Here is a 6401-nt window from a genome sequence, read left to right as displayed (position 1 = left end):
CCATGCTACAAAAATCTGGGGTGGATACAGAAATGATTAGCGACTCGACCGGAACGCTGGGATAGGCTACAATAGAGCCAACAGATGAGCCACTCTACCTGGCGTACCAAGAACCCACTGGTCTCGTTCCGCCATGCGGTCGAAGGACTAGCCCATGCTTTTCGCACCCAGCGGAACATGCGCTTCCACATCCTCACGTTTTTATTTGTCTTTTTGGTGGGCCTGATCCTGCGCCTTCCTCGCGTCGAGATGCTGGCCCTGGTATTCTGCGCCGCACTGGTAATGATCACGGAGATGTTTAACACCGCGATTGAAGCGACCGTGGACATGATCACGCAAACCTACCACCCTGCCGCCAAGTTTATCAAGGATGTTGCTGCCGGAGCCGTCTTGATATCCGCCATTACGGCAGTTCTTGTCGGGGGAGTGGTGTTTTGGGGAGCGGTTCACCTGGATACACTCTCCATCCGCCTTATCCAGCCTCCCACCGTCCCGGTCTTTCTGGGTGCGTTTGTCTTACTCCTACTGATTGTGTTTCTCGGTAAGATCGCGGGGCGCAAGGGCTCACTGTTTCAAGGCGGCGTCATCTCCGGGCACTCCGCAATTGCGTTCTATCTGGCGGGAGTCATTGTCTTTCTCGTCCCACAACCAGCTGTTGGCCTGCTAGCCATTGGTCTGGCGGCACTAGTGGCACAGTCCCGTGTCGAGACCAAGATCCACACGCTCCGAGAGGTCGTTGCTGGGGCTGTCATTGCCCTCACTCTGGCCGCTCTGGTGCTCCAAGTTCCTCAGTGGCTGGGCTTCCATCTACCCACGACACTACTTCCCGTTTCGAAACCATCTCCGCAACCCCCACAAAAATAACCTATGGACCCTGATAGTTTACCTCTCGCCTTTTTGCTCGCCAGCAGCTTGCTGGTGCTTCTGCTCATCCTGTTCATGGGCGCTTTCTCTATGGCCGAAGCCGCCCTGCTCTCGCTCCGCTCTACACGCGTGGAGCAGCTTGTCGAAGAAAGTCGGCGAGGGGCAAGAGCCGTTCAGGCACTCTTAGAGAACCAGCCCCGCATGATCGCCACCACCCAGGTGGGCATGACGATCTGTGGGTTTACCGCCGCAGCCGTCGCCGCAACGGTACTCGCCAATCCGCTCGTTACGACCGTCCAGCACCTGATCCCCAACCCCAACTACGCTCGGATTGTTGCCTCCGCGATCATCACGATCCCTATCGCACTCCTGGCGATGGCACTGGGAGGAATGCTCCCCAAGTCCCTGGCACTTCAAGCGCCCGACTACTGGGCCATGCGCCTCGCCCCGTTTGTGCGCGGGTGCATGCCGCTTTTCACACCGTTCTCCGGGCTGATTCTGGGGCTGGTGCGGATTGTGGCACCGCAGGCGCGCTTTGAGTCACCGATGATGACCCGTGAGGAGTTCGAGAAATTCGTGGATGATCAGGGCAAGGGAGGAGGCATTGACGAAGGCGAGGAGGAGATTATCAAGAATATTATCGAGATCTCCGAGACCGAGGTGCGAGAGGTCATGACCCCCCGTGTGGATATGGCCGCAGTCGCCATCACCGCTCCCCCCGAAAAAGTCGTCGAGCTAATTCTCTCGTCGGGGCACTCGCGCATTCCAGTCTACGCCAACACGATTGACAATGTGGTGGGAATCCTCCATGCCAAAGACCTGCTCAAGCTCTTTGCCAGCACGGACCGCCAGGTGAGCCTGGGCAAGCTCATGCGCCCCCCGTATTTTGTCCCCGAGACCCGCCGCGTCTCCGATCTCTTGGAGACCATGCGCCACTCCCACCACCAGCTCGCCATTGTCCAGGACGAGTACGCGGGCACGGCGGGAATCGTGACCATTGAGGATGTTTTAGAAGAGATCGTCGGCGAGATTCAGGACGAGTACGACACGGACGAGCCCGAGATTACCGTTCTCTCCCCCACCGAAACTCTCGTCGACAGCCGCCTGAGCCTAGACGACATCAACGAGCGCCTCGGCACCGCGCTAGAGCACGAGGACTACACCACAGTTGGTGGCTTCGTCTTTGGCATCCTTGGCCATGAGCCCACCGTCGGAGAGCGTGTCCTTGCGGAGGGTGTCGAGCTGGTGGTCGAGACCCTGGAAGGCAGGCGCATCAAGACCCTCCGCGCCATCCGCCTCCCCGAGTTTTCTAGCGACGGATCAGCGAGCTGATCCAGATCATACTCCCCACGGCGCTGAGTATCTGGTTAAGATCAAACTTATTACCACGACTGGGCTCAGGGATGCGGATAATATCACCGTCTTGGAGCTCAAGAGCCGCCTCACTGGGCTTCTCCAGATTGATCTTTCGAGGCTTGTCTGGATACTTGCCATCCGGGCCGACGCGGACAAACTCCACGTCTTTGCGCTTGGCTCCCTCAATCGGCCCTGCAGTCGCCACGGCCTGATAGATTGTCACTTTCCCCAGCAGCGGAAAGGGGCCTTTTCGCTCCACGCCCCCAAAGACCGTGTACTGGCGCGGTTTCTCCAGGCGCGGAACATAGATCTCGTCTTTATCCCGAAGCTTGATGTCTTTATCGGCGATACCCGAGGCAATCTCCTCGTAGGGCACCGCGATACGCAGCCCGTCGCGCACGATATAGACATTCTTCCGGTCGCCCAGCTCACTCAGCCCGCCCACGATACTCAGAACCTGGCTCAGCATGGTTCCCGACGTGATCTGGATGGTCGGCTTGGTGGTATCTTTCACCTCACCAATGATCTTAATCGTTCCTTCGGTAGGCTCGCCCAGTCGCACAAAAATTCGGTCACCATCTTCCAGAAACGGATTGACGGTCTCCGAGCTGTCTAGACCATTGCGGAACTTCTTGTAGTTGACTTTCAGCGTGGCTTTCCCGCGAAGAATCTCGATATTTTCGAGATCGGCAAGCTGCGCAGGAATGGCCTCTTCGAGCATGTCCGAGAGACGTGTGCCATCACGCAAGACGCGCCGCCCTTGGAGCCCAATCGCGCCATTGAGGCTGACTTCTCGAGCCTTGCGCCCGTAGATCTGCACCACCACATTGGGGCTCTTGAGGTACTTGCCACTCTTGAGACGCTGCTCGATAAAGCTCGCTGCCTTGATAGTGGAGTTTCCTGCCACCAGCACCTGGCCGATTCGTGGTAGCTCAATCGTGCCATCATCGCTGACCTTGAACTCGCCTGCTCCAGTGTAGAGAGGCTCCCCGACAACCGTGACCCGTAGAATATCGTTCTTACGAATCGGCTCCGTGATAGGATCTTGTACGACCTGCCCAAGCGGAGTCTGACCACCTGTCTGGCCACCCGTATTTTGCTGCGCCGTGGCGGGCAGTGCACTTAACAGTGCCAGCCCAATGATAAAGTAGGACGTTCTCATTCTTGTCTCCCTGACAATCATTCTCTTTAAATCTAAATACCTGCGGAACCCCTAGCTAGGTTCCTGTGTTCTATAGTCGGAAAAAAAACTAGCAATATGAATCCTGTTAATATCACCGAAACTCAGATACTGAATGCCCTGCGCACCGTCCCTGACCCGGATCTCGGCAAAGATTTAGTCGCGCTCAACATGATCAAGAACATCAAGATATGTGAGGGCAACGTGGCATTTGTGGTGGAGCTGACCACGCCCGCCTGCCCGATGAAGGCCAAGATTGAAGCCGATTGCCGCGCCGCAGTCGGGGCCATTGAGGGTGTTACCAACATCAAGATTGAGCTGACGGCCAACGTCGTAGCGCGGCGGCCTCAGGGCGGAAAAGTGATTCCCAAGGTTAAGCACGTGATCGCGGTGGCGTCGGGCAAGGGCGGCGTGGGCAAGTCTACCGTGACCGCCAACCTTGCCATTGCCCTCGCTCAAGCGGGCGCAAAAGTGGGCATCTTAGATGCCGATGTCTATGGCCCAACCATTCCGATGCTGTTAGGCCTGGAAGACGAAACCCTGGAGCAGATTGCGGAGCGCCAGGCGGATGGCAATGTCATTCCCAAGATCGCCCCCGCGGAGCGTCACGGGGTGAGCTGTGTCTCGGTAGGCTTTCTGGTAGAGCCCGGCCAGCCCTTGGTGATGCGTGGCCCCATGCTCGGAAAGTTCGTCAATCAGTTCCTTGGAGATGTTGCCTGGGGCGAGCTAGATTACCTCCTGGTAGACATGCCCCCTGGCACAGGCGATACGACGATCAGCCTGGTAGATGCGATTCCCCTCTCCGGCGCGGTGATCGTCATGACGCCGCAAGATGTCGCGGCAAGCATCGCGGTCAAGAGCCTCAAGGCGTTCCAGAAGCTCAATGTCCCTATCCTTGGGATTATCGAGAACATGGCGTATTTCATCGCCCCCGACACGGGAAATACCTACTACATCTTCGGACGCGGCGGTGGCCAAGACGCGGCGGAAGGGCTCCAAGTCCCGTTTCTGGGCCGTATCCCCCTAGAGATCGCCACCCGTGAGGCCAGCGACTGCGGTGAGCCCGTGCTCGTCTCGGATCCGGAGAGCATCCAGGCCAAAACCTTCCACGAGGTCGCCGGAAAGCTTGCTCAGCAGATCAGCATCCAGTCCCGCAAGTTCCAGCCACTTATGGTACTGTAGGGGGATGATAACAGCGCTGTTTTTCCTCGCCCTACCTGCCCTTGTTGCTCCGGTCCAGCCCCCACGTTTCGGCCCGAATCCTGAAATACAGGCCAAGACCCAGGCGGATCACAAGCACCTGCTAGAGCTTCTCAAGATCGAGAAGCTCCGCCCCGGCCCTAGCGGGACACCCACTGCGCCCAACGCCGCCAACTCCGATGAGGCCAAAGTTGGTGCCTACACCCTTCCTGATGCGCTAACGCTCAAAAACGGCAAGAAAGTCGTCAGTAAAAAAGACTGGGAAGTGCGCAGAAAAGAGCTTTTCGAGGACTTTGACCGCGAGCTCTACGGTCGCACGCCCAAAAACACGCCCAAAGTGACCTGGGAAGTAACCGAGACGCTTAAAGAGAAAAAGGGCGAGATCGCGGTTGTGACCAAGAAGCTGGTCGGGCATGCGGATAACAAAGAGTTTCCGAGCATCAAAGTGGATATCCAGCTCACGCTGACCACGCCCGAGAGCGCGACCAAGCCCGTGCCCGTCGTCATGGAGTTTGGCTTTATCTTCCCTACCCGACCTGGTGCGCCCGCCTTCGCACCGCCGCCCGGCGCGGGCAAGAGCTGGCAGGAGCAAGTTTTAGAGAAGGGCTGGGGCTACGCCATCCTCTCCCCCGCCTCGGTGCAGGCCGACAACGGTGCGGGGCTGCGTGAGGGCATTATCGGCCTCGTCAACAAAGGCGAGCCGCGCAAGCCCGATGACTGGGGCGCACTGAAAGCCTGGGCGTGGGGCGCGAGCCGCGCACTCGACTACTTCGAGACCGACAAGGCCGTGAACGCCAAGCAGGTCGCCATCGAGGGGCTCTCGCGCTACGGCAAAGCCGCGCTGGTCACCATGGCCTACGAGCCGCGTTTTGCCCTTGGCTACATTGGCTCGTCGGGGACGGGTGGGGCGAAGCTCTACCGGCGGCACTTCGGCGAGCAGATCGAGAATGTCGCCAGCTCCGGCGAGTACCACTGGATGGGCGGGAACTTTGTCAAGTACGCCTCGGGTAGCCTCGGCCCCAACGATCTGCCTGTAGATGCCCATGAGCTTGTCGCGCTGTGTGCCCCACGCCCGGTCTTTATCAGCTGCGGTTCGCCATTTGTCGAAGGCAACTGGGTAGACAGCAAGGGGCAGTTTCTCGCGGGAGTCGCCGCCGGGCCCGTCTACAGCCTACTAGGAAAGAAGCCCCTACCCGTCAGCGAGCAGCCCAAGATCGGCGAGAGCCTCATCGAGAGCGATATCGCCTACCGCCAGCACGAGGGTGGCCACACCATCGGCCCCAACTGGCCCTATCTGCTCACCTGGGCCGAGCGGTACTGGAAGTAGATTGCCATGACAAGCAAAGTCGAGATTTCGCTTCGACTCTTGGTAGTGGAGCCCCCCACTGGGGTGGCTCTTGCCTTGCAACGGGGACGCGAAGGCCTCGTCAGTTGCACCACCACGCTCAGTGACGCGCTTGCCTTTGAGTTCACACTGGTCGTAGCAGATATTGCCGCCACTCCCGTGCGCTTCACGGGGGAGTTTTCGCAGGGCCCGGCGGATGCGCGGTTTGTCTACGTCCGCTCGGGGACACTGGCGGGGCAGCAAGATTCTGCATGGACGCGGCGTGCTAAAGTGTCCCTCTCGGGCATCTCGGCGGAGCTGGTTCAAGCCGCGCTGGAGTCGGGGAGGCCACTGGAGGCACACGTTGTGGGCAGTGCCAAAGATGGTGGGCCGTTTTTTGCCAGTGTTCCCCTTGTGCAGAACTGGGAACTTGCGGTATAGTTGCCCTGGCGTGATACCCGCGCCTCCTCCCTCCAC

6 protein-coding genes are annotated in these 6401 nt (G+C 58.9%); 5 read left to right on the top strand and 1 reads right to left on the bottom strand.

What is annotated here, in order from left to right:
* Positions 1-84 precede the first annotated feature (84 nt).
* Together RMO15_RS11990 and RMO15_RS11985 are read left to right on the top strand one after the other, a co-directional pair.
* Positions 85-864: a diacylglycerol kinase gene (locus RMO15_RS11990; protein WP_309712563.1), complete on the top strand. Its 780-nt coding sequence runs from the start codon at positions 85-87 to the stop codon at positions 862-864.
* A 3-nt stretch (positions 865-867) separates the two neighbouring features.
* Positions 868-2196, top strand: a complete 1329-nt coding sequence (locus RMO15_RS11985) for a hemolysin family protein (protein WP_309712560.1) — start codon at positions 868-870, stop codon at positions 2194-2196.
* On the opposite strand, the gene RMO15_RS11980 is transcribed toward RMO15_RS11985, so the two are convergent.
* Positions 2174-3382 (bottom strand): polysaccharide biosynthesis/export family protein, encoded by a 1209-nt coding sequence (locus RMO15_RS11980; protein WP_309712557.1) that lies wholly within the window; start codon positions 3380-3382, stop codon positions 2174-2176. The genes RMO15_RS11985 and RMO15_RS11980 overlap by 23 nt on opposite strands.
* 96 nt (positions 3383-3478) lie before the next feature.
* Here RMO15_RS11980 and RMO15_RS11975 point away from each other — a divergent pair, with 96 nt between their 5' ends.
* From RMO15_RS11975 to RMO15_RS11965, 3 genes are read left to right on the top strand one after another with little or no spacing between them, the layout of a single operon-like run.
* Entirely contained in the window at positions 3479-4582 is a 1104-nt protein-coding gene (locus tag RMO15_RS11975) for an Mrp/NBP35 family ATP-binding protein (protein WP_309712554.1), read from the top strand.
* A gap of 4 nt (positions 4583-4586) precedes the next feature.
* Positions 4587-5927 (top strand): hypothetical protein, encoded by a 1341-nt coding sequence (locus RMO15_RS11970; protein ID WP_309712551.1) that lies wholly within the window; start codon positions 4587-4589, stop codon positions 5925-5927.
* Positions 5928-5933: 6 nt separating this feature from the next.
* On the top strand, positions 5934-6365 hold the full coding sequence (locus tag RMO15_RS11965) for a DUF5990 family protein (RefSeq protein WP_309712548.1): 432 nt from the start codon (positions 5934-5936) through the stop codon (positions 6363-6365).
* The last annotated feature ends 36 nt before the right edge of the window (positions 6366-6401 follow it).

The sequence above is a fragment of the Armatimonas sp. genome, assembly GCF_031410135.1.
Taxonomy (GTDB): domain Bacteria; phylum Armatimonadota; class Armatimonadia; order Armatimonadales; family Armatimonadaceae; genus Armatimonas.
This window is presented reverse-complemented; position numbering and strand designations above follow the sequence as displayed.